This window comes from Pelagibius sp., from assembly GCF_965227505.1.
Taxonomy (GTDB): Bacteria; Pseudomonadota; Alphaproteobacteria; order Kiloniellales; family Kiloniellaceae; genus Pelagibius.
In genome coordinates, this window is sequence record NZ_OZ245757.1 from 5,135,649 (window position 1) to 5,159,661 (window position 24,013).

23 protein-coding genes are annotated in these 24,013 nt (G+C 64.2%); 14 read left to right on the forward strand and 9 right to left on the reverse strand.

Translation table 11 applies throughout. The features are described 5' to 3' along the window. Position 1 precedes the first annotated feature (1 nt). The 7 genes from soxZ (at position 2) to ACO06P_RS23915 (ending at position 7,432) form a co-directional block, all read left to right on the forward strand. Positions 2–328 carry a thiosulfate oxidation carrier complex protein SoxZ gene (gene soxZ, locus ACO06P_RS23885; RefSeq protein ID WP_420347717.1) on the forward strand — a complete coding sequence of 109 codons (327 nt, stop codon included), beginning with the start codon at positions 2–4 and terminating at the stop codon, positions 326–328. An 83-nt stretch (positions 329–411) separates the two neighbouring features. Then, positions 412–1,248: a sulfur oxidation c-type cytochrome SoxA gene (gene soxA / locus ACO06P_RS23890; RefSeq protein ID WP_420347718.1), complete on the forward strand. Its 837-nt coding sequence runs from the start codon at positions 412–414 to the stop codon at positions 1,246–1,248. Positions 1,249–1,393: 145 nt separating this feature from the next. After that, positions 1,394–3,061, forward strand: coding sequence for a thiosulfohydrolase SoxB (soxB, locus tag ACO06P_RS23895; protein ID WP_421938158.1), 1,668 nt, complete (start codon positions 1,394–1,396; stop codon positions 3,059–3,061). A 68-nt stretch (positions 3,062–3,129) separates the two neighbouring features. Further along, positions 3,130–4,398: a sulfite dehydrogenase gene (gene soxC / locus ACO06P_RS23900; RefSeq protein WP_420347720.1), complete on the forward strand. Its 1,269-nt coding sequence runs from the start codon at positions 3,130–3,132 to the stop codon at positions 4,396–4,398. Beyond that, complete coding sequence (locus ACO06P_RS23905; RefSeq protein WP_420347721.1) at positions 4,382–5,440, forward strand: c-type cytochrome; 1,059 nt, start codon at positions 4,382–4,384, stop codon at positions 5,438–5,440. The genes soxC and ACO06P_RS23905 overlap by 17 nt, the downstream gene beginning before the upstream one ends. Before the next feature lie 3 nt (positions 5,441–5,443). Then, a complete protein-coding gene (locus ACO06P_RS23910; protein WP_420347722.1) occupies positions 5,444–6,142 on the forward strand; it encodes a c-type cytochrome in 699 nt (232 codons plus the stop codon). 24 nt (positions 6,143–6,166) lie between these two features. Next, positions 6,167–7,432 carry an FCSD flavin-binding domain-containing protein gene (locus tag ACO06P_RS23915; protein WP_420347723.1) on the forward strand — a complete coding sequence of 422 codons (1,266 nt, stop codon included), beginning with the start codon at positions 6,167–6,169 and terminating at the stop codon, positions 7,430–7,432. 55 nt (positions 7,433–7,487) lie between these two features. Here the strand turns inward: ACO06P_RS23915 and ACO06P_RS23920 are convergent, their stop codons facing one another. Both ACO06P_RS23920 and ACO06P_RS23925 read right to left on the reverse strand, forming a co-directional pair. After that, positions 7,488–8,453, reverse strand: coding sequence for an MBL fold metallo-hydrolase (locus ACO06P_RS23920; protein ID WP_420347724.1), 966 nt, complete (start codon positions 8,451–8,453; stop codon positions 7,488–7,490). 40 nt (positions 8,454–8,493) lie between these two features. After that, positions 8,494–9,108: a GlcG/HbpS family heme-binding protein gene (locus ACO06P_RS23925; RefSeq protein WP_420347725.1), complete on the reverse strand. Its 615-nt coding sequence runs from the start codon at positions 9,106–9,108 to the stop codon at positions 8,494–8,496. A 238-nt stretch (positions 9,109–9,346) separates the two neighbouring features. Here ACO06P_RS23925 and ACO06P_RS23930 point away from each other — a divergent pair, with 238 nt between their 5' ends. Beyond that, positions 9,347–9,964 (forward strand): thioredoxin family protein, encoded by a 618-nt coding sequence (locus tag ACO06P_RS23930; protein WP_420347726.1) that lies wholly within the window; start codon positions 9,347–9,349, stop codon positions 9,962–9,964. 25 nt (positions 9,965–9,989) lie between these two features. Beyond that, entirely contained in the window at positions 9,990–11,102 is a 1,113-nt protein-coding gene (locus ACO06P_RS23935; protein ID WP_420347727.1) for a YeeE/YedE family protein, read from the forward strand. A 359-nt stretch (positions 11,103–11,461) separates the two neighbouring features. Here the strand turns inward: ACO06P_RS23935 and ACO06P_RS23940 are convergent, their stop codons facing one another. Next, positions 11,462–11,770 (reverse strand): hypothetical protein, encoded by a 309-nt coding sequence (locus ACO06P_RS23940; RefSeq protein ID WP_420347728.1) that lies wholly within the window; start codon positions 11,768–11,770, stop codon positions 11,462–11,464. Between the two features lie 859 nt (positions 11,771–12,629). On the opposite strand from ACO06P_RS23940, the gene ACO06P_RS23945 reads away from it, so the two are divergent. The 4 genes from ACO06P_RS23945 to spt all read left to right on the forward strand — a co-directional run bounded on the left by ACO06P_RS23945 (position 12,630) and on the right by spt (position 17,065). Continuing rightward, positions 12,630–14,414: a fatty acyl-AMP ligase gene (locus tag ACO06P_RS23945; RefSeq protein ID WP_420347729.1), complete on the forward strand. Its 1,785-nt coding sequence runs from the start codon at positions 12,630–12,632 to the stop codon at positions 14,412–14,414. A 115-nt stretch (positions 14,415–14,529) separates the two neighbouring features. Next, positions 14,530–15,489, forward strand: coding sequence for an NAD-dependent epimerase/dehydratase family protein (locus tag ACO06P_RS23950; RefSeq protein WP_420347730.1), 960 nt, complete (start codon positions 14,530–14,532; stop codon positions 15,487–15,489). 104 nt (positions 15,490–15,593) lie between these two features. After that, positions 15,594–15,854 (forward strand): acyl carrier protein, encoded by a 261-nt coding sequence (locus tag ACO06P_RS23955; RefSeq protein WP_420347731.1) that lies wholly within the window; start codon positions 15,594–15,596, stop codon positions 15,852–15,854. Next, on the forward strand, positions 15,851–17,065 hold the full coding sequence (spt, locus tag ACO06P_RS23960) for a serine palmitoyltransferase (protein ID WP_420347732.1): 1,215 nt from the start codon (positions 15,851–15,853) through the stop codon (positions 17,063–17,065). The genes ACO06P_RS23955 and spt overlap by 4 nt, the downstream gene beginning before the upstream one ends. A 59-nt stretch (positions 17,066–17,124) precedes the next feature. On the opposite strand, the gene ACO06P_RS23965 is transcribed toward spt, so the two are convergent. From ACO06P_RS23965 to ACO06P_RS23990, 6 genes are all read right to left on the reverse strand, one after another. Further along, the gene (locus ACO06P_RS23965) at positions 17,125–18,081 is read right to left on the reverse strand and encodes a hypothetical protein (RefSeq protein ID WP_420347733.1); all 957 of its coding nucleotides are present in this window, start codon (positions 18,079–18,081) and stop codon (positions 17,125–17,127) included. A gap of 3 nt (positions 18,082–18,084) precedes the next feature. After that, entirely contained in the window at positions 18,085–19,080 is a 996-nt protein-coding gene (locus ACO06P_RS23970) for a diacylglycerol/lipid kinase family protein (protein WP_420347734.1), read from the reverse strand. A gap of 19 nt (positions 19,081–19,099) precedes the next feature. After that, entirely contained in the window at positions 19,100–20,332 is a 1,233-nt protein-coding gene (locus tag ACO06P_RS23975) for a CDP-alcohol phosphatidyltransferase family protein (RefSeq protein WP_420347735.1), read from the reverse strand. A gap of 150 nt (positions 20,333–20,482) precedes the next feature. After that, positions 20,483–21,568, reverse strand: a complete 1,086-nt coding sequence (locus ACO06P_RS23980) for an LptF/LptG family permease (RefSeq protein WP_420347736.1) — start codon at positions 21,566–21,568, stop codon at positions 20,483–20,485. After that, complete coding sequence (locus tag ACO06P_RS23985) at positions 21,565–22,824, reverse strand: LptF/LptG family permease (protein WP_420347737.1); 1,260 nt, start codon at positions 22,822–22,824, stop codon at positions 21,565–21,567. Before ACO06P_RS23985 ends, ACO06P_RS23980 begins: the two co-directional genes overlap by 4 nt. Positions 22,825–22,869: 45 nt before the next feature. Next, on the reverse strand, positions 22,870–23,298 hold the full coding sequence (locus ACO06P_RS23990; protein WP_420347738.1) for an HIT family protein: 429 nt from the start codon (positions 23,296–23,298) through the stop codon (positions 22,870–22,872). Between the two features lie 197 nt (positions 23,299–23,495). On the opposite strand from ACO06P_RS23990, the gene ACO06P_RS23995 reads away from it, so the two are divergent. Continuing rightward, positions 23,496–24,011 carry a DUF2141 domain-containing protein gene (locus ACO06P_RS23995; protein WP_421935143.1) on the forward strand — a complete coding sequence of 172 codons (516 nt, stop codon included), beginning with the start codon at positions 23,496–23,498 and terminating at the stop codon, positions 24,009–24,011. Positions 24,012–24,013 lie beyond the last annotated feature (2 nt).

The following is a 24,013-nucleotide window of genomic DNA, read 5'->3' on the forward strand; positions in this document are numbered from 1 at the left end:
GATGGCAAAGTCGAAGCCACGCGTGAAGGCGCCGAAGAAGGCCGGCAAGGGCGAGATCATCACGATCAAGACCCTTATTTCTCACAAGATGGAATCCGGTCAGCGCAAGGACAAGCAAGGCAATCTGATTCCGCGCCAGATCATCAATCACTTCACGGCCAAGTTCAACGGTGAGTCGGTCTTCGAAGTGGAGATCGAGCCGGCAATCTCGGCCAACCCTTATCTTCAGTTCAATATGCGGGCGGATGAGCCCGGCGAGTTCGAATTCATCTGGGAAGATGACGACGGCTCGGTCTACACGAAGACGCACAAGCTCGACGTTTCTTAATCAATAAGTCCGGCGGCTGGGCGGGACACGGCGATGTCCTGTCCTGTCGAGAAAACCCGGCGCGGTGTCTGGGAGGGAAACCGATGACAACGACGAAAATGAAGGTTGCGCTGATCAGCGCCGCGGCGGCCTGCCTGACGCTGAGCGGATATGCCCTCGCCCTGCCGGAGGGTGTCGACAAGGTGAAGGTGACCGCCGTCGCCAAGGATCATCCACTCGATGAGATCTATTCGGGCTGGCATTTCCGAACGCCGGAAACCCAGGCCCTGCAGGCGGACGACTTCGAAAATCCGGGCTTCCTCTGGGTCGAGCAGGGCGAGGAGCTCTGGGAGACCGTCGACGGGAGCGCAGAGAAGTCCTGCGCGTCCTGTCACGGGGACGCCGCTGAGTCCATGGCGGGCGTTGGGGCCTCCATGCCGAAGTGGAACGAAGACCTGGCCAAGCCGGTCAACCTGGAACAGCAGATCAATCAGTGTCGCAGCGAGCGGATGGGTGCGGAGTCCTGGAAGTGGGAGTCCGCCGAGCTCTTGTCGATGAGCACCTTTGTCCGCAATCAGTCGCGCGGCATGCCGGTGGAGGTCCAGGTCGACGGGCCCATGAAGCCCTGGTTCGAGAGGGGGCAGGAGCTCTATCACACTCGGGTCGGCCAGTTGGACCTTGCCTGCGTGAACTGCCACCAGAATTACTACGGACTGAGCATTCGCGCCGACCGCTTGAGCCAGGGGCAGTCCAACGGATTCCCGACCTACCGTCTGAAGTGGCAGAAGATCGGCTCGTTGCACCGGCGTTTCCGGGGCTGCATGAGCCAGGTTCGCGCCGAGCCCTACAAGTACGGGTCCGACGAGTTCGTGGCGCTTGAGCTTTACGTCAACTGGCGCGGGCAGGGGCTGCCCGTAGAGACGCCGGCCGTCCGGCAATAACAAAGGCCCTGGGCAAGCCGCGGCATTGTCGCGGCGGCCATCCTGAAGGAGTGCGGATTTGACTGGGCGCGCGGGAGATGCCCGCCGCCAGAATGCTTAGGCTTGACTTGGCAGGAGACTAGACGTGCTTTCCCGAAGGGATTTTTTGCAGATTGCGCTTGCCACCAGCGCCCTTTCCGCAGCGGGCGGGACCCGGGCCGGATGGGCTGCGGGAACGGCGCTTACCCAATCGGATCTCCTCGCCTTCCAGCCTCTGGGCAACGTGACGCTGCTGCACATCACCGATATCCATGCCCAGTTGATGCCACTCTATTTCCGCGAACCGTCGATCAACATCGGCGTGGGAGAAGTCAGCGGGCTGCCGCCCCACGTGACCGGCAAGGCCTTTCTTGAGCGCTATGGGCTCGAAGCCGGCAGCGCCGATGCCTATGCCTTAAGCGATGTGGGTTTCGAGAGCCTGGCGCGGGACTACGGTCGTGTCGGCGGCGTCGACCGCTTGGCGACGATGATCAAGTCCGTCCGCGCTGAGCGGCCCGACAACACGCTTTTCCTGGACGGCGGCGACACCTGGCAGGGCTCCTACACCTCCTTCCAGAGCCAGGGTGCCGACATGGTGCGGGTCATGAACGCGCTGGGCACCGATGCCATGACCGCGCACTGGGAGTTCACCTACGGCGCGGACCGCGTGACAGAGTTGCTGGAGGAACTGGCGTTCCCCTTCCTCGCCAACAACGTGCGCGACACCGATTGGGAGGAGCCTGTCTTCGACGGCATCGCCTATTTCGAACGCGGTGGCGTGAAGGTCGGCGTCATCGGCCAGGCGTTCCCCTACACGCCCGTCGCCAATCCCCGCTACAAGATCCCGAGCTGGTCGTTCGGCATTCGTGAAGAGGCCGTGCAGATGCAGGTCGAGACAGCCAGGGAGGAAGGGGCGGAACTGGTGGTCCTGCTGTCCCACAACGGCTTCGATGTCGACCGCAAGCTGGCCAGCCGCGTGCAGGGCATCGACGTCATCCTCACCGGACACACCCACGATGCCCTGCCGGAGGTGGTAACGGTCGGCAAGACGCTGCTGGTTGCCAGCGGCTCGCACGGCAAGTTCCTCTCGCGCCTGGACCTCGATGTCCGCGACGGTGCAGTCAGGGGTTATCGCTACAAGCTGATGCCGGTGTTTTCGGACGTTGTGACGCCTGATGCCGAGATGGCAGCTCTCGTGGGCGAGATCCGCGCGCCCCACGCTGCGGAGCTGGAGCGCGTGCTGGGCAAGACGGACTCGCTGCTCTACCGGCGCGGCAACTTCAACGGCACCTTCGACGATCTGATCTGCCAGGCCCTGCTGCAGGAGCGGGAGGCGGAGATCGCGCTCTCACCCGGGTTCCGCTGGGGCGCGACCCTGCTCCCGGGGCAGGACATCACGGTGGAGGACGTTCACAACGTCACCTCGATCACCTACCCGGCTGCTTATCGCACGGAGATGACCGGCGCCTTCCTGAAGACGGTGCTGGAGGATGTGGCCGACAACCTCTTCAACCCGGACCCCTACTATCAGCAGGGCGGCGACATGGTGCGCGTGGGTGGACTTGGCTACACAATCGATCCCGCTGCGGCGGCTGGCGAGAGGATCTCCGACATGACGTTCCTGGCGACCGGTGAGCCCATCGAGGCAGGCCGGAGTTACTGGGTGGCCGGCTGGGCCAGCGTGAACGAGGGAACCGAAGGGCCGCCGATATGGGATGTCGTCGCAGCCTATCTACAGCGCCAAGGCACGGTGAACCTGGCTCCGAACGCTTCGGTCAAGGTGGCCGGCTTGTGAGGAAGGCAGGTTCCGGAGACATGGACGAAAGCGCAACGAAGCCAGTATCCCGCAGGAGGGTAACCGAGATGACCGAGTCCAACGGACCGCCGCCAACGACCCGGCGCCGTTTCCTGACAGCTTCGCTGTTGGCGGGGGGCGCAATGGCGGCAGGGGGCAGGGCACAGGCGGCAGGTGATCCGGCCATTCTCGAAGTCCAGCCCTGGGCGCAGGTCCTTGGCGAGGGTGTCGACGCCCGCCCCTACGGCACGCCCTCGCAGTTCGAGAGCCATGTCGTGCGGCGCAACGTCCCCTGGTTGACCGCGGACCCCATCAGCTCGGTCAACTTCACGCCGCTGCATGAGCTGGACGGCATCATCACGCCCAACGGACTCTGTTTCGAGCGCCACCACGCGGGAATTGCAGAGGTTGAACCCGCGCAGTACCGGCTGATGATCAACGGGCTTGTGGAGAAACCGATCGTCTTCACTCTGGAGGACCTGAAGCGCTTCCCGCGGGAGAACCACATCTACTTCCTCGAGTGCGCCGCCAACTCGGGCATGGAGTGGCGGGGCGCCCAGCTGAACGGCTGCCAGTTCACCCATGGTATGGTCCACAACGTCATGTACACCGGCGTGCGGCTGCGTCATCTGCTGGAACGGGCCGGTGTCAGGACCAACGGCAAGTGGGTCCTTGCCGAGGGCGCCGACGCCTCGGCCATGACCCGCTCCATTCCCATGGAGAAGGCCCTCGACGACTGTCTTGTCGCCTTCAAGATGAACGGCGAGGCGCTGCGTCCGGAACAAGGTTATCCCGTGCGCCTCGTTGTCCCCGGTTGGGAGGGCAACATGTGGGTCAAGTGGCTGCGCCGCATCGAGGTGGGCGACGAGCCCTGGCATCACCGCGAGGAGACATCCAAGTACACCGACCTGCTCGCCGACGGCCGGGCCCGGCGCTTTACCTGGGTCATGGACGCCAAGTCCGTGATCACCAACCCCAGCCCGCAGGCGCCGATCACCCACGGCCGCGGCCACACGGTGATCACGGGGCTCGCCTGGTCCGGACGCGGCACCATCCCGCGGGTCGATGTCACGCTGGACGGCGGGAAAAACTGGCGCCAGGCGCGTATGGACGGGCCGAGCCTGCCGATGTCGCTGCACCGCTTTTACTTCGAGTTCGATTGGGACGGCCGGCCGCTGTTGCTGCAGAGCCGGGCGCACGATTCGACCGGCTATGTCCAGCCGACCAAGGACGAACTGCGGCAGGTGCGCGGCGAGAACTCGATCTACCACAACAATGGTATCCAGACCTGGTACGTGAACGAGAAAGGGGCAGCCGAAAATGTTGAGGTTTCCTAGGCTCCTTTTTGCGACGGCTCTGGTTCTCGTCATCGGCCAGGGTGCTTTCGCTGAGCCTTATGAACTGGGTCGCGAGGCGACACCGGAGGAGGTCGCGGCCTGGGATATCGACATCAGGCCCGACGGTCTCGGCCTTCCCGCCGGCGCCGGCTCCGTCGTCGAAGGGGAAGAGGTTTTCGTCGAGAAGTGTGCCGTCTGCCACGGCGATTTCGGCGAGGGCGTGGGCCGCTGGCCAGTCCTGGCCGGGGGGCAGGATACGCTGGACAGCGAAGATCCGGTGAAGACCATCGGCTCCTATTGGCCCTACCTCTCGACGGTCTGGGACTATGTCCACCGCGCCATGCCGTTTGGCGAAGCGCAGTCGCTGAACGACGATGAGGTTTATGCGATCACCGCTTACCTGCTCTACATGAACGACGTCGTCGACGATGAAGACTTCGTGCTTTCGCAGGAGAATTTCGCGCAGATGCGGCTGCCCAATGAAGCCGGCTTCTTCATGGACGATCGCGAAGAGAGCCCGGTCTTCGCCAGGTCCGAGTTCTGCATGTCCGATTGCAAGGAGATGGTCGAGATCACCATGCGTGCCCGTATCCTGGACGTGACACCGGAGGAAGAGGAGGCCGCGGCCGGGTCCGGCGGGGAGGACGCGGCCGCGGAACAGGCTGCGGCGCCTGCTGCTGACGTCGGGGCCGTGGTTCCTGCGCCATCGGCAGTGGCCGAGCCGATGCTGATCGCCAGCGGCGAGAAGGTGTTCCGCAAGTGCAAGGCCTGCCATCAGGTGGGCGAGGGGGCGAAGAACCGCGTCGGCCCGATTCTCACCGGCATCGTCGGCCAGCCGGCAGCCAGTGTTGAGGGTTTCCGCTATTCCGAGCCGATGATTCAGGCCGGAGAGGGCGGATTGATCTGGGATCACGAAAGCCTGGGGGCCTTTCTGGCCAACCCCAAGGGCTACATGCCGAAGACCAGAATGGTCTTTGCCGGCCTGAAGAAGCAGGAAGAGATCGATGCCGTGATTGCCTATCTCACGAGCACAGCGGAGTGAGCCATGCGGGTCGGGCCAATCCTCGTGGCTTTGGTGTTGGTCGGGGCGACTCCGGCTGGGGCTCAGTTGGCCGGCGATGTCGAGCGTGGGGCCAAGGTCTTCCGCAAATGCGTCGCCTGTCATCAGGTGGGCGAGGGTGCGAAGAACCGCATCGGGCCGCATCTCAACGGCGTTTTCGGGCGCAAGGCGGGCGCCGTCGAAGCCTTCCGCTACTCCGACCACATGCAGCGCGCCAGCGCTGACGGGCTGGTCTGGACCTACGATACCTTGGACGCCTTTCTTGAGAACCCCAAGTCCATGGTCTCGGCGACGCGTATGAGCTTTGTGGGGTTGAAAAAGGAGCAGGAAAGGGCCGACCTTCTCGCCTACCTGCGCCAGTTCTCGGACAACCCGCGGGATATTCCGGAAAGCGCGCCGACCCTGCGCGCGGCGGGGCCCGATCTCGACCCGGCCGTTTTGGCGCTGAAGGGCGATCCGGACTACGGGGAGTATCTCTCAAGCGAGTGCACCACCTGCCATCAGATGGACGGCTCGAACCAGGGCATTCCCTCCATCACCAATTGGCCGCCGGAAAACTTCGTTGTCGCCATGCATGCCTACAAGCAGCGGCTGCGGCCGCATCCGGTGATGCAGATGATGGCCAGCCGCCTGTCGGACGAGGAGATCGCGGCGCTGGCGGCTTACTTTGCAAGCCTTGAATAAAACGGCAGCTCAGGGGAGGAACAAATGAGAATCAACAGACGAACCTTTATCGGTACCACTGCGGCATCGGCTGCCGCCCTCGCAGCGCCTGCTGTGCTGGGGCAGGCGAGGCCCCGGGTCGTTGTGGTGGGGGGTGGCGCCGGCGGCGCGACCGCGGCGCGCTATATCGCGAAGGACAGCAAAGGCGCTATCGACGTCACGCTGATCGAGCCGACGCGCCGCTACTACACCTGCTTTTTCTCCAATCTCTACATCGGCGACTTCGTCGACATGGAGTCCATCGGCCATGGTTACGGCAAGCTGGCCAGCGACTTCGGTGTCAATGTGGTGCACGACTACGTGATCGGCGTCGACCGGGATGCCAGAAGCGTCACGTTGGCGGGCGGTGGGTCGATGGGCTACGACCGGCTGATCCTGGCGCCGGGAATCGATTTCAAAGAAGGCTCGGTTCCGGGCTGGGACCTCGCGGCCCAGAACGCCATGCCCCATGCCTACAAGGCAGGCTCGCAGACCGAGCTTCTGAAGGCGCAGATCGAGGCGATGCCGGAGGGCGGTGTCTTCTGCATGGTTGCGCCGCCGAACCCCTACCGCTGTCCGCCAGGGCCCTACGAGCGGGTCTCCATGGTGGCGCACAAGCTGAAGGCGCAGAATCCGAGCGCCAAGATCCTGATCGTCGATCCCAAGCCGAAGTTCTCCAAACAGGCACTTTTCGAAGAAGGCTGGCAGAACCACTATGGCGGCATGGTGGATCGCATAGGGCCGGACTTCGGCGGGGATATCGTGGAGGTACGCCCGGAGGCCATGGAGGTCATCATCGACGGGTCGGTCGAGAAGGTCGACGTCTGCAATGTCATTCCCGCGATGAAGGCCGGGCATGTCGCCGAGCTTGCCGGGGTTACCAACGAGGCGGGCTGGGCCCCGGTCGTGCCGGCCACCATGCAGAGCCGCATGGACGAGAACATCCATGTCCTGGGCGATGCCGCCCAGCAGGGGGATATGCCCAAGTCCGGCTTCGCCGCCAACAGCCAGGCCAAGGTCTGCGCCATGGCCGTGCGCGGGGCCCTGACAGGGACGAAGGTCTTCCCGGCCAAGTTCTCGAACACCTGCTGGTCGCTGATCGAAACCGACGACGGCGTAAAGGTGGGCGCGACTTACCAGGCGACCGACGAAAAGATCGCCAAGGTCGACGGCTTCATCTCACAGACCGGCGAGGATGAAGACCTCCGCAAGCGGACCTACGAGGAGTCCGTCGGCTGGTATGCCGGCATAACCGCCGACATGTTCGGGTGATTTGCCGTCGGGGCCCTGCATCGGGAAGCCTGTCGATGCAGGGCCTTGGTGACCTTCACTCAAACTCCATCTGCTCGAAGACGCGGCCGGCGTTGCGGGTGGCGAGCTGCTCGAAGGTGTCGAGGTGGGCGAAAGGCGACTGGTCCACGTAGTAGGCCTGTTCCAGTGTGCCGCCTTCGTCCAGCAGCTTGCCGACCTGCCCGCGCAGGTAGACCAGATAGTCCTTCGTGTAGCGGCGCACCTGATCCATGTTGGTCGGGTGGCCGTGGCCGGGAATGACATAGGTTGCCTTCAACGCCTCGAAGACTTCCCAGCTTTCGAGCCAGCCCGCCGTGTCGGTGTCGTCGAAGATCGGCAGCAGCCGTTCATGGAAGGCCATGTCGCCGGAGATGACGAGGCTCTGTTCCGGCAGCCAGACCACGATGTCGCCGGGGGAGTGGGCGGGCCCCAGGTTCTTTGCCTCGATGCGGAAGCGGCCCATCTCGACGACCCGCTCCTCCTCGAAGGTTTCGCTTGGGCCCTGCAGTACGGTGCCCGCGGCCTTGTCCCTGTTGTAGGTTTCCATGCGGGCCAGAATCTGCGGGCCGCGGTCCTCGAACTCCACGGCGGCATCCACATGGGCCAGGATCGGCACGCCCAGCTCGGCCCAATAGGCGTTGCCGAGCATGGCATGGCCCTGGCCGTTCTCGTTTATCACCAGTGTCACCGGCTCTCCGGTGATCTGCCGGATTTCATCGTGCAGCGCCTTGGCGAGCAGGTAGCTGGCGCCGCCGTTCACGACGATGACGCCTTCGCCGGTGACGATGAAGGAGAGGTTGTTGTTGTGGCCCGAGTTCTCATAGGTCGGTGGCGCTGTCGCGCCGATGGCCGACCAGACATGGGGAATCACCTCCACCGGCTTCGAATAGAGAACCGACTGGGGATACTGGTCTGGGATCTGCTCGCTGGCAAAACCCGGCGCTGCCGTGACCGGCAGCGCCGTTACGAGCAGAAAGGTCAGGACCGAGACATACAGACGCATCTCCATTCCTTTCGACGAAGCAGGGACCGGAAAGGCCGGCTTAGAAGGCGATCTTTTCGTCGATGGCGGCGAGACCAGCCCTTGCGCAGTCCGCGTCGGCGGACCCGCTGGGTGCGCCGGAGACGCCGATGGCGCCCAACATGCTGCCGTCGCCGGCGAGAATCTGCACTCCGCCGCCCAGCGGCAACGCCATGGAGACGTTGCGGATCGCCCAGGCCTCGCCTTTTTCTGTCAGGGTCGAGAGTTCCAAGGTATCGGTGCGGAAGCTGACGGAGGTCCAGGCCTTGCGGTAGGCGGTATCGGGTGTGTGGGGACCGGCAAAGCGGTCGCGGATCGTGGTTTGAAGGTTGCCGCCGCGATCCACGACCGACACGGCCACCTGGTAGCCCTCCGCCCGGCAGCTTTCCAGCGCCGCCTGGGCGGCTTCGACGGCGACATCGGGGGCAAGCGACTTGAAGGTCACGATGGCATCCTGCGCCAGGACCGGCGTTGCGGCGAGGCCGGCGGCTGCAACAGCTGCAGCGAAGAGACTACGGGCAACGACGAGACTGCGGGCAACGACGAGACTGCGGGCAACGACGAGACTGCGGGCAACGACGAGATTGCGGGCAACGACGAGATTGCGGGCAACGACGAGATTGCGGTTTGTGTTCATTGAGGGCCCTCCCGATTGCTGGGAAGCGGGGCTGTCCGATTGCGGCAGGCTTCCCGGGTTTTTGGTTGTCATCGCGAAAGTATATATATAAAAATTTGAATATAAAAATGAAATGAACCGCCGCTGCCTCTCCCGTGAGGGTTCTGAGCCGGGTTCCGGACTGTCGGCTCAGAACCGCTGCACGAGATAGACCATCGAGCCAACGTCGAGGCGGCAGGTCCGGATTGGGAGATGTGCCATGAAGTGCACCCGCAGGACTCTGCTCGTGGGTGGGACGACCGCCGCTGCCTGCCTTCTCGCCCCATTGCGCCTCGGCGCCGCCGAACCGGAGTTGGGCGACAACGGCCTTCACGTGCAAGACTGGTTCGTCGAGACCTTTCTTGATCTACAGGAAGACCTCGGCGACGCGGCTGCCAACGGCAAGCACTTTGCGGTCCTCTGGGAACAGCGCGGCTGTCCCTACTGCCGCGAACTGCATGCCGCCAACCTCAGCCGGCAGAAGATCGTGTCCTATCTGCAAGAGAATTTCGACATCCTGCAGCTCGATCTTTGGGGCAGCCGCAGCGTCACCGATTTCGACGGGGAGGAACTGGAGGAACGCGCCCTGGCGCGCAAGTGGCAGATAAACTTCACACCGACGATCGTGTTTTTCCCCATGGACACTGCCGCCATGGAAGGCAAGGCGGGCCGGGCCGGCGAAGTTGCCCGCATGCCCGGCTATTTCAAGCCGTTCCCCTTTGCCACCATGTTCGAGTACGTGCGCGGCGGCGAGTACCGATCTCAGTCGTTTCAGCGCTATCTTCAGGACAAGCTCACGCGCTGGGAGGCTGAAGGAAAGGCTGCCGATGTATGGTGAGTCGGTTCCTGTGGTAAGCTGACCCATGGACGATATCCCCACCTCGCTGATGCTGGCCGGCTGTGGTCTGGTTGCCGGCTGCGTGGTGGGCGCGGTCGCCCGGGGCGCGCGCTTCTGCACATTCGGTGCGATCGAGGACTGGGTGCTGGCGGAGGAGAGCCTTCGGCTGCGCAGCTGGGGCCTGGCGATCGCGGTTGCCATGCTCGCGGTCCAACTCCTCGATGCGGCCGGTCTTGCGCGCATCGGCGAGAGCTTTTATCTCGCCGCCGACTTCGGATGGCTGGGGGCCGTTCTGGGCGGACTCTTGTTCGGCTTCGGCATGGCGATGGTGGGAACCTGCGGCTATGGGACGCTTGTTCGCCTCGGCGGCGGCGACCTGCGGTCCTTCGTGGTCTTTCTGGTTTTGGGTCTGACGGCCTACATGACCGCGCGGGGACTGACCGGTACTTTTCGCGAGAGCTTCATTGAGCCCTTGAACTGGAACCTGGAGAGTCTGGAGGGGCAGGGGCTTTCCCATCTCCTGGCGGCGGCATTGGGCATCGAACGCGCCATCGCCAGCCTGGTCCTCGGGCTCCTGTTGCCGGGAATGATCTTCTGGTGGTGCTTCCGCCATGCAGAGTTCCGCCGCGCCTATCGGGACATTGCCGCCGGCGTTCTGATTGGCGCTACGGTGGCTGCAAGCTTTGCCGCGACAGGTATCCTGGGTGCGGATCCTTTCGATCCGCAGCGCGTCCAGTCGCTCAGCTATGTGCTGCCACCCGGAGAGGCGATCGTCTACCTGCTGACCTTCTCCGGCGCCACCGTCACTTTCAGTGTCGGGCTCGTGGTGGGAACCGTTGCCGGTGCTTTTCTGACCGCAGCGGCAAAAGGCGAGCTGCGGTTGGAAGCCTTCGACGACGCGCGGGAGATGCGCCGCCATCTGCTCGGCGCCTTCCTTATGGGTTTTGGCGGCGTTACGGCGCTGGGCTGTACTGTCGGCCAGGGAATCTCCGGCATGGCCACGCTGTCGATGAGTGCGCCCCTGGCCCTCGCGGGTATCTTTCTGGGGGCGGCTTTCGGGCTGCACTACCTCGTCAGCGGCAGCCTGCGGGACGCTCTCTCCGCTTTACAGATCGCGGGGCGTCAACTCTTCAGTTGAACCGATCGCTCGCGGAGCCGTCGACAAAGGCGTGATCATCTTGGGCTTCGTTGAGCTGCGCGTGGCAGACGCGCAGCTGGATCGGCGATGATCTCTATCTCGAGATCCGTCCAAGCCGACGGCAGGCCGATCAGATTGAGACTGGCGGCACATTCGAACCCGAACCCCTGGCCGCGTTGCCCCCGGTTGTTGAGCGCAACATCGAAAGTCGAGGTCTGGTCATCGACTTGGACGCGGGGGGGGGGGGTACGCCGCTGCCGAGCGCAGCGGCGTACCTTTCCCAATCTGCAGTCCGAATCTCAAGATGAGGTGATCGCCGCCCTATGGCGATCTCGCCTACGCAGGCGGATACCGGTTGCCTACTTGCGCAGAGACTCCGTGTAGATCCTCTCCGCTTTCGCGTCGGCGGCCTCTGCGGCTGATCTCGCGGCGCGGGCCTCGGCCATCGCCGCCTCCGCCGCAGCACTTGCGGCATCGGCTTTGGCGTCGGCCTGGCTGGCGAGATCGTGGGCCTCGTCGGCGCGAGCCATCGCGTTCGCTGCCATGTCCTGGGCGGCGGCGATTTCAGCCCTCAAAGCTTCGACCTGCTCGTTGGTTGCGCAGCCTGTGGTCCCAAGGAGCATGAGTGCGCCGATCGTGAGTGCGGAGATCTGTACCCTGGTAATCATTGACTACTCCCTCACAACTCCGTCACAGCGATGATGACCGCATGACGGACGGCTTGTTGGATTGTTGGCGATTAAAGCGCTTCAGAGAGAGGGACACATTGACCTAAAGCAAGGCTCCGTGCGTTCCTGCCGGGACGGGCTCGCCGAGGGGTGAAAAGCCCGAAGTGAGCCAAGAGTCAACGCGGACTGCGCAGGGCCAAACCCGGACATCCGGGTTGCTGTTTCAGGGCGATGCTTATCAACTTTAAGTAGATTTTTGTGGGGTATCCATTGCCTTCGGGGAACGTCGCTTTTTTTTGGAATCGCTCTCCCCAGTACTTATGTAACTTCCCGGATGGTCGGAGTATCTGGAAAAGAGATCTCGCGCGGTGTCGGCGGCGGCAAAGGTGCTGATTCGTCTAATCGAGCGGTTGCCGCTTGCGGCGACGACCGATCCATTGGGCGTCTTGCGTCTTTACGTAACAAAGGATTACCTTATCTAACGGTTTTGGGCCTGACATCTTCGAGTAGGCGGAAGCACCAAGCTGCCGGAAGGACAGCGCATCCGTTCAACAATAAGACAAGGGGACTTTTCTGAGCGGTTGTGTTTACAGAGTGGGGGTTTTCCGTCCGCAGCCTTGCCTCATCGCGTGACAAAGGCGGTGGACGTCGCCAAACAGCATCCTGCTATCGGTTCGCCGCACGGACCTTCCCATTCCGCACTTCCAAACATGCGCCGCCTTTACGGTGCAAGCCAACGCAACAACTGCATGCGAGTATCTCTGTAGAAGGTGAGTCGATTTCAGAAATACTTGCAGCTTTATAATCAACTCAAGTCTAAGCAATGAAATCAGAAGAGGCTTGATTCAGGGGTCTTTTGATGATGAATGTTACAGCGTCTATCAATGAAGATTTGCCATTTGTAGTGGCAGATTTTGACACGCTGGTTCAGGGATTAGACTACGCAGCCAAGGGGAACACGGGTTACAACTTCTTCTCGGGCAGAGGTGAGATCGAAGAAGTTCTGACCTATGAGGATCTGCGCGATCGCGCCATCACTCTCGCGCTGCGCTTGGATAAGCTGGGTCTTCAACGCGGTACGCGAGTCGCGATCGTTGCTGAGACCGTTCCTGAGTTTCCGGTCTTTTTTTTCGCCTGCCAGTATGCCGGGCTGATCCCGGTACCGTTGCCTCTGCCCATCCATCTGGGCAGCCATGAGGCCTACGTCGAACGTCTGCGAACGATGATTTTCCGGGCCGGAGCAGAAATCGCCGTTGGTCCGGAAGACCTGATCCACTTTCTCAAGGAAGCCGGCGGCGGTCTGAAGATGATCGGCACGCCGTCGGACTATTCCGCTCTGCCGCACAGTGGCGGCGATCTGCGGCCCTTCGCAGCCGATGAACCCTGCTACATCCAGTATTCCTCGGGCAGCACGAGTCTGCCGCGCGGTGTTTTCGTCTCCCAGCGCGCCATCACCAGCAATGCCCGCGGGATCGGACGGCATGGCCTGAAACTGCGCAGCGGGGACCGCAGCGCGTCCTGGCTGCCGCTTTATCACGACATGGGCTTGGTCGGCTTTTGCCTGACACCGATGCTGAGTCAGGTCACAGTCGACTATCTTGCAACGAAAAGTTTCGCGATTCGGCCTTTGACTTGGCTGAAGCTGCTGTCGCGCTATGGCAGCAGTATTTCGTTCAGCCCGACCTTTGGATATGAACTCTGTGTGCGCCGCGGTCTGAACGGTTCGGCGAAGGACATCGACCTCAAGCACTGGCGCGTCGCCGGCATCGGCGGGGATATGGTTCGCGCCGACATTCTGAAGAGCTTTGCCGAGACGTTCGGCGCGGCCGGCTTCTCGCCAAAGGCCTTTCTGCCAAGCTACGGCCTGGCCGAATCGACCCTGGCGGTATCCTTTGCGCCTCTGGACAAGGGCATTGAGATCGACCGCGTGGACCAGGATTACTACGCCGGCAACGGCACCGTCACGCCCGTGAAGCGCAGAGCAAACGGGGCGGGCCGCAACGCGCGGTCCTTTGTGAGCTGCGGTACCGCGCTGCCGGGCCACGCGGTGGAAATCCGCAGCGAGAAAAACGACACGCTGCCCGACCATCACGTGGGCCGAATCGTGGTCCGTGGTCCCAGTGTTATGGATGGCTATTTCGGCGACCCGGCAGCAACGGCTGCTGCGAAAACGGAAGACGGCTGGCTGGACACCGGCGATCTCGGCTACATGTCCGGCGGTCGGCTGATCGTCACCGGTCGCCGCAAGGACCTTGTGATCCTGAATGGCCGCAACATCTGGCCACAGGATGTGGAGTGGGCGATTGAAAGGCTGGAAGAGGTCCGGGGTGGGGACGTCGCCTGTTTCTCGGTCCTCGAGAGCGAGGGTGGCGAGCAGATGGTCGTGGTGCTGCAGTGCCGTCTGCACGACTCGGCCGCCCGCGAGCAGCTGCGCAAGCAAGCGGCTGCGATGGTGCGCAAGACCTGCGGCGCCGACTGCCGGGTCGTGCTGGTGCCGCCCAAGACCTTGAGATTCACGTCTTCCGGGAAGCTCAGCCGATCTGCGGTGCGCCAAGGCTATCTGGACGGCGAGATTGCCGATGTGAGCCACGCGCTCGATCAGGCCCCGAAGGTCGCCTCGGTCGGGTCGCAGCCCGGCGATTGACAGAACGATGTCACAGTGGGAAGACCCTGGGCGGTGAGGCCGTCCAGGGTAGCCGGCGTTGCTGGCGGCCGACAAAGGCCACGCGCCCCAACTGCCGCAGGAAATCCGACGGAGCATGAGCCAGATCGCCGCGCCGCCCGGCTGCGTTGCCCTGACCGGCGCCACCGGCTTCGTCGGCGGCCACATACTGCGGCAGCTCACGGCCGCCGGCTGGCAGGTCCGCGCCCTGACCCGGCGCAGCGACGGCCTGGGCAGCCCCGGACCCGGCGTAACACCGGTCGTGGGGGGGCTCGAATCGGAGGCCGCCCTGGCCGAACTGGTCAAGGGTGCCGACGCGGTCGTCCATTGCGCTGGTCTGGTGGCTGCTCGCCGCCTTCGCGACTTCGATCAGGTGAACCATCGCGGGACGGCCCGTTTGGCCGAGATCGCTTCCTCTGCGCCGGTGCCGCCGCGGTTCCTGCTTATCTCGACCCTTGCCGCACGCGCCCCCCAGGTGTCCCGCTACGCCGCGAGCAAGCACCTGGGCGAGGAGGCTCTCCGGCAGCGGGGGGACGCCCTGTTCTGGCAGATCCTTCGGCCGCCGGTCGTCTACGGTCCCGGCGATCGGGCCACACTGGGCCTGTTCCGTCAGTTTTCCAGAGGGCTGGCCGTGATCCCGCGGAGCCGCGGTCGCTTTTCGATGATCTATGCCGAGGATTTGGCGGCCGGCGTGGCGGCGCTGCTGCGGGGCTCGGCCCCAGGAGCCTCGATCCTGGAGATCGATGACGGCAGGGCCGGCGGCTATGGCTGGGCCGACGTCACTGCAGCAGCGGAGAATCGTCTGGGACACAGGGTCCGCAGCATTGCTGTACCCGGGACCGTGCAGCGCCTTGCGGCGGCAGCCAGTGTCGGCGCGGCCCTGCTCACAGGCCGCGCGCCGATGCTGTCGCAGGGAAAGGTTAGTGAGATCGCTTATCCGGACTGGGTGTGCCGGACCAATCGGCTCAATGACTTTGCGTTCTGGCAGCCCGCTGTCGGGTTCGAGGAGGGTTTGTCAAAGACCCTTGCATGGTATAAGGCTGCGGGCTGGCTTTAGGGGCAGCGTGCAGGGCGGGGAAAGCATCCGGGAGTGTGGTCGGTTCTGTGAGCGTTCAATCTCAGGCCCCTGATGGGGGGCATACCACGCAACGAGGTACCTATATGCAGTGGACTGCCGATGAGGTCCATGTGGAGGTGGTTAGGCTGCTTGAGCCGTTTAACCCTCAGTCCGTGGAGCTGAGGCCGGAAACGGACCTGGCCGCCGATCTCGGCATGGATTCCGTCGCGGCCATGAACATGGTCATGGAAGTCGAGGACCGCTTTGAGATTGACATCCCCATCAGCCAGTTGCCGGACGTGAAAACGCTGCAGGACCTGGTCGATGTGGTTGTTGCCGAACTGAGCAAGAAACGGGCCCAATGAGTCTTCTCGACAAGTACGACAAGGTCTCCGCACGCCATCAGCGTCTCCTCTCCTTTGGCCGCGATCCCTTCAACATCTGCATGGACCGGATCGTCTCCGCCACTGAAGCCGTCATCAACGGCCGGGACGTGATCCTGGTTGGCACGAACAACTACCTGGGTCTTACCTTCGATCCCGACTGCGTCGACGCGGCGGCTGACGCCGTGGTGCGCGAGGGGACCGGGACGACCGGCTCGCGCATCGCAAACGGCACTTATGCCAGCCACCGCGGCCTGGAACAGGCGATTGCCGGGTTTCTGGGACGCCGTGCGGCTATGGTGTTTCCGACCGGCTATCAGGCCAATCTGGGAATCCTGGCGGGTCTGGCCGGTCCGGACGATACGATTCTTCTCGATGCGGATTCTCATGCCAGCATCTATGACGGCTGCCGCCTGAGCGGCGCCAAGCTGATCCGCTTCCGGCACAATTCCGCCGAGGATCTGGACAAGCGCCTCGCTCGGCTGGGCAAGGGGGCCGGTGGGACTCTGGTGGTCGTGGAGGGCATCTACAGCATGCTCGGCGATCAGGCGCCGCTGGATGAGTTTGTCGACGTCAAGCGCCGCCACGGCGTCGAGTTGCTGGTTGACGAAGCACATTCCCTGGGCGTTTTCGGGGATCGCGGCCGCGGTCTCGTCGAGGCCGCGGGTGTCGAAGAAGACGTCGACTATGTGGTCGGAACGTTCAGCAAGAGCCTGGGGGCCGTCGGCGGCTTTGGTGCCTCGGACCATCCGGCTTTCGAGCGTTTGCGATACACGAGCCGGCCCTACATGTTCACGGCATCGTCCTCGCCTTCGACCATCGCCACGGCGATGGCCGCACTCGACAAGATCCAGTCGCGCCCGGAACTGCGCCAGCAGCTCTGGCGGAACGCCCGCGCCCTCTACGACGGCCTGACGGAACTCGGATTCTCCATCTGCGCCGAAGCCAGCGCGATCATCGCCCTGAAAATGCCGAGCGAAGCAGCGGCGGTCTATATGTGGAATGCCTTGCTGGAGGCCGGCGTTTACGTGAACCTCGCGCTTCCGCCGGGCACCCCGGACGGTAGTTCGCTGCTGCGCTGCAGCCTCTCTGCCGCCCACACGCCGGAGCAGGTGACCCGCATCTGCGAGATCTTCGGCGCGTGCCTGGAGGCCCTGAAAGCCTGGGACGACGCCCAGTCCGCCGCCGAGTAGCGGCTCGCCGGCGCCCGACTGTCGGGCGCGGCAGCTGCGCGGATCCGCAGGCTTCAAGCTTATCGAAAAGCGCCCCGGCGATAGAGCCGCCAGAATAGAAGCGGTGCGGCCAGCACCGGATGGCGCCGCTGCCAGGGCGTCAGCACCAGCGCCACGCCGGAGTGTCGCTCGATCTTCCAGGCCAGATAATCGGGGCCGCCCGCGAAGGTGAAAGCGGCCTTGATCAACCGCAGGACCGACAGCAGCTTGCCCTGGGCGCGGCGCAGGCGCCAACGGGCGCGCAGCCGGCCGCGCCGCATCGTGGTGCCCTGCCTGTACTTTGCCGGGGTGGGACGGTTGTCGTCGCCGGCAGTGGCCGCCGGAACTCTCAAGGAGGCGAGCGCGGCATCGGTGACGGCCTCGAAGTAGCCGCGATTGGCCTCGTAGAGGTCGTCCACCCGCTCCGGGCCTTCGGCCCGCAGTTCCGTGCGGTAGGTTTCGCGGAACAGAGTCTTCCACAGCTCCCGGCTTGTGAATTCTCCCACCATGAGCGCCGCCCCCTCTCTTGCGGTATGGGCGGCTGCGCCCGTTAGGGCTGCCGTCACCTGCGCTCTCACAGCCGCGTCTCGGCAGTACAACAGTCGTGAGGGCTGGGCGAAGCGGGCCCAGAGATAGGGGTGGAACCAGCCGCCGCCGGCGCCCGTGGCGAAGTCGGCGAGCGAGCACACGGCGTACTTCGCGCGCACAGGGCGTCCCTCTGCATCCTGCGTCTCGAGGTAATAGACGTTCGGCGGCAGGGCGCGGTTGGCCAGGGCGCTCAGCCGGCTGCGCTGGGCGGTGGCGTAGCTGTCGACCAGGAGGTAGAGGTCGACGATCCTGTCTTCGAGGTTGGCGTGGCGAAGGCAGGAGCCATAGAACAGCACTGCTGAAACAGCCCCGTGACGCTGTCTGGCGGCTGCCGCGATCGCGGTGACTGGCGCGGCGACGGCCTGGTCGATCTCTGCTGCGATCAGCGCTTGCAGTCTTCCCTCGGCCACCGGTCAGATCCGCAGGAAGCGGGCCTGGTCGCTGGCCGCCAGGATAATCGGCTGCCCCGGCTCCGGCTCAAAGAGCTCGCCATCCAAGGTGAAGGGGCAGTTCATCGCGAGGGAGACTCGGTTGGCCCCGCGGCTCAGATAGCTCGACTCGGGGAGTCTGCGGTCTTCGCCGCCGTAAAGCACGCGCCAGGCGTACCGCAGGAGCCGGTCGGGCGGATAGGCGATGCTGGTGAAACGCATCTGCCCGTCGCCGCCATTCCAGAAGGGGCGGCTGCCCAGGATCAGCCGGTCCAGCGTGGTCGCCAGGATGATCAGGCTGGTGAGATGCTCGACCGGCTGGTTGTCGAAGGTGACGTCGATCTTGTCGCCGGAGAAGACCTTTCTGGCCGGCTCCCCTGCGGGCCCCGCCGTTTCGCCGCCGCGCAGCAGCCAGCCGGCCAGGATACCGGCCAGGGTCACGGCTGCTGCGGTATCGGCCTTGATCCTGTAGGGATGGACCTTGGCCCGGCAGGCGATGATGGCCCGGTAGATGGCGGCCCCGCCGAAGAACATGCCATATTGCGGCCCCTTGCCGCGGGCGTTTTCCAGTCTGAGGATCTGGCGGGTGACGGTGGCGCCGGCGATCGCGTCCGGGCCGCCGGTCCGCAGCAGGCTGCCGAGTTTCTCCAGGCCACCCCTAAGGCTGCCCCTGAGGCCGACATCGCCGGCGATCATGTTGGTCATGCCGCAGGGCAGGACGGCCAGGCGCGGCGGATCGTCGTAGGGCCGCTCATCGAAGAGGGCAGTGAGGACCGCCTGGACCGTGCCGTCGCCCCCGGCCACCGCTACGGTATCGACCTCCTGACGGGCAAAGTCCGCCAGGATCGCCGGAATGTCGGTCATGGCCTCAAGCACCACCTGGCGGGCCTCCGGCATTGCTTCCAGCGTAGCGGTGAGCTTTTCCAAGCCCTGCTTGTTTTTCTGGCTGCGCGGGTTTGTGATGACGCCGAGCTTGCCCATGATCACTGCGGCCCCATGATCACTGTGGCTCTGTCATCCAGGATCTCAGGGGCCCCGCCTTGCGCGCCGCCTGCAAAGCCTGGAGCAGCTGAAGAGCGTGCAGCAGCAGGCAGACCGCTGTCCAGAGGGCCACGGCGACAAGGCCGAGGTCCGGCCGGCCCGCCGCAGCGGCCAGCGTGAGCAGCAGAAGATTGGGATTGCGCCGTGCCGTCACCAGGCGGAACCAGGTGTCGATGCGCCGCCAGATGTGAATCTCCAGGCCCAGCCGCCAGATGGCGATCCCTTCGATCGCCCGCTGCAGGACATAGCCGGCGACGATTACGGTCAGCACGAGGGTGAGTTCTGCGGGTTCTATGGCATGGGGTCCCCGCTGCAGGCCGATGCCCCAGGCCAGGTACCAGAAGGGGGGATGAATGAGATCGATGGAATGATCGAAGACGTTCCCGAACTTGGAAGAGCGCAGTGTGATGCGGGCAAGCTTGCCGTCGACGGTGTCGAGAAAGGTCATCAGCCAGGCAGCCAGCAGCCCCGGCAGCCAGTTGCCTTCCCAGAACCAGTAGAAGGCCGCGATGACGGCCACCAGGCTGACCGCGGTCACCTGGTTGGGTGAGATGCCGAGGCGCGCGCAGAGCTTGGTGACGTGGAATGCGGGCTTTGGCCAGGCCCACTTGGTGACGAGGTCGGTGGCGCCCTTGTAGGTTCCCATGAACATGCGCCATTCGGCCTGCGCCAGTGTGTCGGGGCCGGGCAGCAGGGCGTAGGGTTCTTCCCGCTTGCGCAGCGCCTCCCAGTAGGACGCGCCCAGTTCGGTGCCGCGCACCGCCCGCAGGCCATCCGGGATCTCGGTTGCCTGTCCGGCTGTCTGCCCTGCGCGCAGCACCGCGGCGCCGGCCTCTGCGAGCCCGGCGGGCGCATGCACCGCCAGGGGTACCCTGGCCTCCGCTCCGTTGGAGAGCAGAACGCTTCCGGGCGCTGCGAGGAGGGCGCCGATCAGCGGCGTGTCGATGACCGCGTCGGCACGGACCAGGATGGTCGGCACATTTTGGCTGGCAAGATCGGCCTCTCTGACGAAGCGGTTGACCCCGGCCGCGGTGAAGCTGCGCTGCAGGCGGTCCTCCGGCGTGGCGAACCAGATCTCAAGCGCGCTCTCGCCGATCAGGCAGGCCGTTCGCGGAACGTGGGGCTCCGCCGTTGATCGGGCCTCGCCGCTGCCGGTTTCTCCGGACGTCCCTGTATCTTTTTCAGCGTCCACTTGGGCTCTCTTCAGGAAATCGGCGGGCGGCGGCCGGAGACGGCCGGGAAAAGGCCCGCCGAACCTGAGGGGCAACGGCGGCCGCGCCCCATTTGGCGACCTGACCCACAGTTGTCAAGGGCGGCGGCCCACAGCCAGGACCGGGAGAGGCTAGGTGGGGCGGTGTTTCAGTTCGTGCCAATAGGCCACGCTGGCGGCGACAGCCGCGAAGCTCACCAGCGGCGCGATGCTGGCAAGCAGCGGGGGCAGCAATCCGACTTCGCCCATCGCGAGGGTGATGCCGTTGAAGATGAAAAACACGAAGCCGAGGGTGATGCCCCCGAGCAGGAGGAAACCGAGCCGGCCCGAGCGCTGCGACTGGTGGGCAAGGAAGACGCTGAGGCAGAGCATCAGGAAGGGTACGAGGCAGTCTGCCAGCTTGGCGTAGTGCCACGTCTCGTAGAGATAGGGTGCCCAGGTGCCACGACCTTCACCGCCGACGAAGCGCTGTGTTTCGTAAAAGGAAAGATCTCGCGGATGGGCCAGAAGATGCTTCAGACTGGTCGCCTGCAGGTCGATCGGCCAGTCCCGCACGGCCTCGAAGGTCACCTGGCCCCCGGCGGCTGAAATCGTTGTGACGCCGGTCAGCCGCCACAGGCCGTCGCGGTATTCGGCCCGCTGGACGTCGACCCGCGCCAGCAATCTGCCGTCCGCGTTGCGCTCGAAAAGGGTGAAGTCGCGCAGGCCGGTGGCTTCGATGTTCTCTGAGGGGACCCGGACAATGTCGTTGCCCAGATGGATCCAAGTCATGCCGTGGCCGTCCTGAAGGCCCGGCCGCCTGTCGTTGTCGGCCACTCCCCAATCCTGCAGGGCCTGAACACTGGGCGGAACGATCTCGTTGTCCACCACGAACTGAAGGCCGCCCAATGCGATGGCCAAGGGGATCAAGCGGCCGACCAAACCGAACTGCGAGACACCGGAGTTCCAGATCGCGGTCAATTCACCATGCCTTATGAGGAGAGTCAGAGTGAGCAGACCGGCCAGCAGCGTCGCAATCTTTATCAGGTCGGAAACAATGGTTGGCGAACGCAGCATGATGTAGCGCGCCAGCGCCGCCGTCCCGCCGTCATCCTGTGTCATAACGCTTCTGGCATTGGCGATCAGGTCGAGGCCGATCAAGAAGGCCCCCATACCGAACAGCAGCAGGACGAAGCGCGCGATGAAGAGCCGCGAGAGATACCAGGTGAGGATCTTCATTCTGAGGACGGCTGTCTCTTTGCGCCGCTGCCGCCCGTACGCAGGCTTTGCAGGGCCGCCTTGACCAACTCCAGCGGTGAAGGCCATGCGGCGCCCTGGGTCACCACATAGGCGCGCCGATAGAACAGGAAAGCGCTTACAGCAGCGAGAATGACGAAGGGCAACCATTGGCTGACAAGAGCGCTCGCATGGCCGACCGAGGCGGTCGATTTTCCGATAGCGAGCACCTGGTTATAGACGACCAGCAGAAACAGCCCGGCTGCGATTCCATAGCCCTGATGGCTCCGCCGTGGACCGATGGTGAGTGCCACGGCGAGGAACGGCAGGAAGACCAGAGAAAAGGTGCGCACGAGCCGGTCGTGAAACTCGGCCAGCATCTGGTCGCTGGTCACTCCTGGCGGCGGGATCGCCCGGTACTGCCAGAGCTCCAGCAGGGTCAGTTCGCGTTCGTCTTCGCCGCGCGGGCGGAAGGCCTCCTGACCCACCAGGTCTGTGGGCAGCCGCAGATGGCCGAAGTTCAAGACGCCGACTCTGCGGTTTTCCGACCCGTTTTCTGGCGGGTTTTCTGTCGAAGCCTCTGCTTCCGGCCTCCCGGAGGCTGCCGGCGGCGCGGCTTCCAGGCGCACGCCGTCAGACAGGAAAAGCGCTGAGCCACCGCCGCTTTCGGCGAGCGCGAGCCTGCCGCGTTCCGCGGTCATGACAATGCTGCTGCCGTCTTCGCGTTCTTCGTAGACGAAGACGCCGCCGAACTCCCGGCTGCCGCGGCGCACGCTGTTGGCCATAAAGGTGGTGTCGTTCACCTCCATGAAGGTGCGCGGTTGCAGATAGGTGTTCACGGCGGTCTCGGCGACTTCGTGAACCAGGGCGCGATAGGTGTAGCGGGCATAGGGCTGGCCGATGTTGAAGTTCACCGCGGACACCGCCGCCAGAACGAGCGCCAGGATGACAACCGGCCGCAGAAGCTGCGGCAGACCGATGCCGGCGGAACCCAGGGCATCGAGTTCGCGCGCGTGGTGCAGCCGGCTGAAAGCCAGGAACACGCCAAGGAAGAAGGCCGCAGGGAGCGCCAGAGCCATGTAGTGAGGCACGAGAAAGGCCAGCATCTGCAGCAGCACGGTCAGGCCGCCGTCGGAATCGAGCACCATGTCCAGCAGCCGAAGCATGCGCTCGGTCAGGAGCACGAGAAGGGCGATGCCGATGGCGACCATCAGAGGCATCATGGTCTGCCTCAGAAGATAGCTGTTGATGGTTGACACCGCGCGCTCCGCTTCCCCGTTCGCCCGTTCCGGCCTGCCTTGACCCTAGTCCGCCGGCCGCGGCCAGACGGCCTTCAGCGCCTCGGCAAGGTCCGTCAGGGCGGCTGCGTCCGGCGTGGGCCCGGACGACAGGTCGGGGGCGGCGGGCCATCCCGCATCCGGATAGACGGTCTCGGCAAACTCCTGGCTGGCGTCGTAGCGCGGCAGCACGTGGAAATGAACGTCCGGATCGACCATCATCAGCATGAGATAATTGATCTTCTTGTAGGGGCGAAAGGCGTTCAGCCCGGCCTCGATGTCCGTGACGACGCCCTGGAGTTCGCCAAAGGCACCGGCTGTTACGTCGCTGAATGCTCTGGCCTCGTCCTTGCAGGCCAGGACCAGGGCGCCCAGGGTGGTCTGGTGCGGTCGCAGCAGCACGACCCAGTGCCCGTACTCGCGGATCAGCGTTTCGGGATAGCCGAACTTGGTCATGGTCGCGTTGGCTCGACCTGAGCCCGTGCGGGGCGCTTCCGGTCCGCTTGACAAATTCACGACTGGATCATACCTCGCTGTGGCTGACGGGCCGGATGACGGCTGCGCTAAGGGGGGATGCTTCGGCTATGCTGCTCGTAATACCGAAGGCCGCCTGACGCTGGCGGTTTCGCGCTGTCGGACGACAAGGAGTTTTGATGATCACTTCCCGGATCTCAACCATGAAGCGCTGCAGTGCCAGAGCGGCCGCTGCCTTGGCGCTGGCCCTGGGCCTGCTTGCCCTGGGAATCGCCCCTGGCCGCGGGGCTGCCGACGACCAGTTGGCCTGCTCTGCAGATGGCGATGCGCTGATTGAGGTCAAGGTCGAAAATGTGCGCAGTTCCAAGGGGTTGATAACAGCGGTCTTATACGGCGACAACCCGGAAGGTTTTCTGAAACGCGGCCAGCGGCTTGACCGTATCAGAGTTGAGGCCAAGGAGGGCGAGACGCTGCTCTGCCTCAAGGCCCCGGAAGAGGGCCGGTATTCGGTGGCACTCTATCACGATGAGAACGGGAACAAAGAGTTCGATCGGAACTTCCTCGGCATTCCTTCCGAGGGCTACGGCTTCTCGAACAATCCCGGGTTCCGCTTCGGCAAGCCGGAGCAGGAGGAGACGCTGTTTTCCGTCAACGGCAGCACCACCAAGGTGAGCATCTCCGTGCTCTATCTCTAGGT

Bases quoted from the DNA above. Each gene is read 5' to 3' on its own strand.
- ACO06P_RS23945 (WP_420347729.1), top strand. From the start codon at position 12,630: ATGATGAATGTTACAGCGTCTATCAATGAAGATTTGCCATTTGTAGTG.
- soxA (WP_420347718.1), top strand. From the start codon at position 412: ATGACAACGACGAAAATGAAGGTTGCGCTGATCAGCGCCGCGGCGGCC.
- ACO06P_RS23950 (WP_420347730.1), top strand. From the start codon at position 14,530: ATGAGCCAGATCGCCGCGCCGCCCGGCTGCGTTGCCCTGACCGGCGCC.
- ACO06P_RS23940 (WP_420347728.1), bottom strand. From the start codon at position 11,770: ATGATTACCAGGGTACAGATCTCCGCACTCACGATCGGCGCACTCATG.
- ACO06P_RS23910 (WP_420347722.1), top strand. From the start codon at position 5,444: ATGCGGGTCGGGCCAATCCTCGTGGCTTTGGTGTTGGTCGGGGCGACT.
- ACO06P_RS23920 (WP_420347724.1), bottom strand. From the start codon at position 8,453: ATGCGTCTGTATGTCTCGGTCCTGACCTTTCTGCTCGTAACGGCGCTG.
- spt (WP_420347732.1), top strand. From the start codon at position 15,851: ATGAGTCTTCTCGACAAGTACGACAAGGTCTCCGCACGCCATCAGCGT.
- ACO06P_RS23955 (WP_420347731.1), top strand. From the start codon at position 15,594: ATGCAGTGGACTGCCGATGAGGTCCATGTGGAGGTGGTTAGGCTGCTT.
- ACO06P_RS23905 (WP_420347721.1), top strand. From the start codon at position 4,382: ATGTTGAGGTTTCCTAGGCTCCTTTTTGCGACGGCTCTGGTTCTCGTC.
- ACO06P_RS23925 (WP_420347725.1), bottom strand. From the start codon at position 9,108: ATGAACACAAACCGCAATCTCGTCGTTGCCCGCAATCTCGTCGTTGCC.
- ACO06P_RS23915 (WP_420347723.1), top strand. From the start codon at position 6,167: ATGAGAATCAACAGACGAACCTTTATCGGTACCACTGCGGCATCGGCT.
- ACO06P_RS23980 (WP_420347736.1), bottom strand. From the start codon at position 21,568: ATGAAGATCCTCACCTGGTATCTCTCGCGGCTCTTCATCGCGCGCTTC.
- ACO06P_RS23970 (WP_420347734.1), bottom strand. From the start codon at position 19,080: ATGGGCAAGCTCGGCGTCATCACAAACCCGCGCAGCCAGAAAAACAAG.
- ACO06P_RS23935 (WP_420347727.1), top strand. From the start codon at position 9,990: ATGGACGATATCCCCACCTCGCTGATGCTGGCCGGCTGTGGTCTGGTT.
- ACO06P_RS23995 (WP_421935143.1), top strand. From the start codon at position 23,496: ATGATCACTTCCCGGATCTCAACCATGAAGCGCTGCAGTGCCAGAGCG.
- ACO06P_RS23990 (WP_420347738.1), bottom strand. From the start codon at position 23,298: ATGACCAAGTTCGGCTATCCCGAAACGCTGATCCGCGAGTACGGGCAC.
- soxC (WP_420347720.1), top strand. From the start codon at position 3,130: ATGACCGAGTCCAACGGACCGCCGCCAACGACCCGGCGCCGTTTCCTG.
- ACO06P_RS23930 (WP_420347726.1), top strand. From the start codon at position 9,347: ATGAAGTGCACCCGCAGGACTCTGCTCGTGGGTGGGACGACCGCCGCT.
- soxZ (WP_420347717.1), top strand. From the start codon at position 2: ATGGCAAAGTCGAAGCCACGCGTGAAGGCGCCGAAGAAGGCCGGCAAG.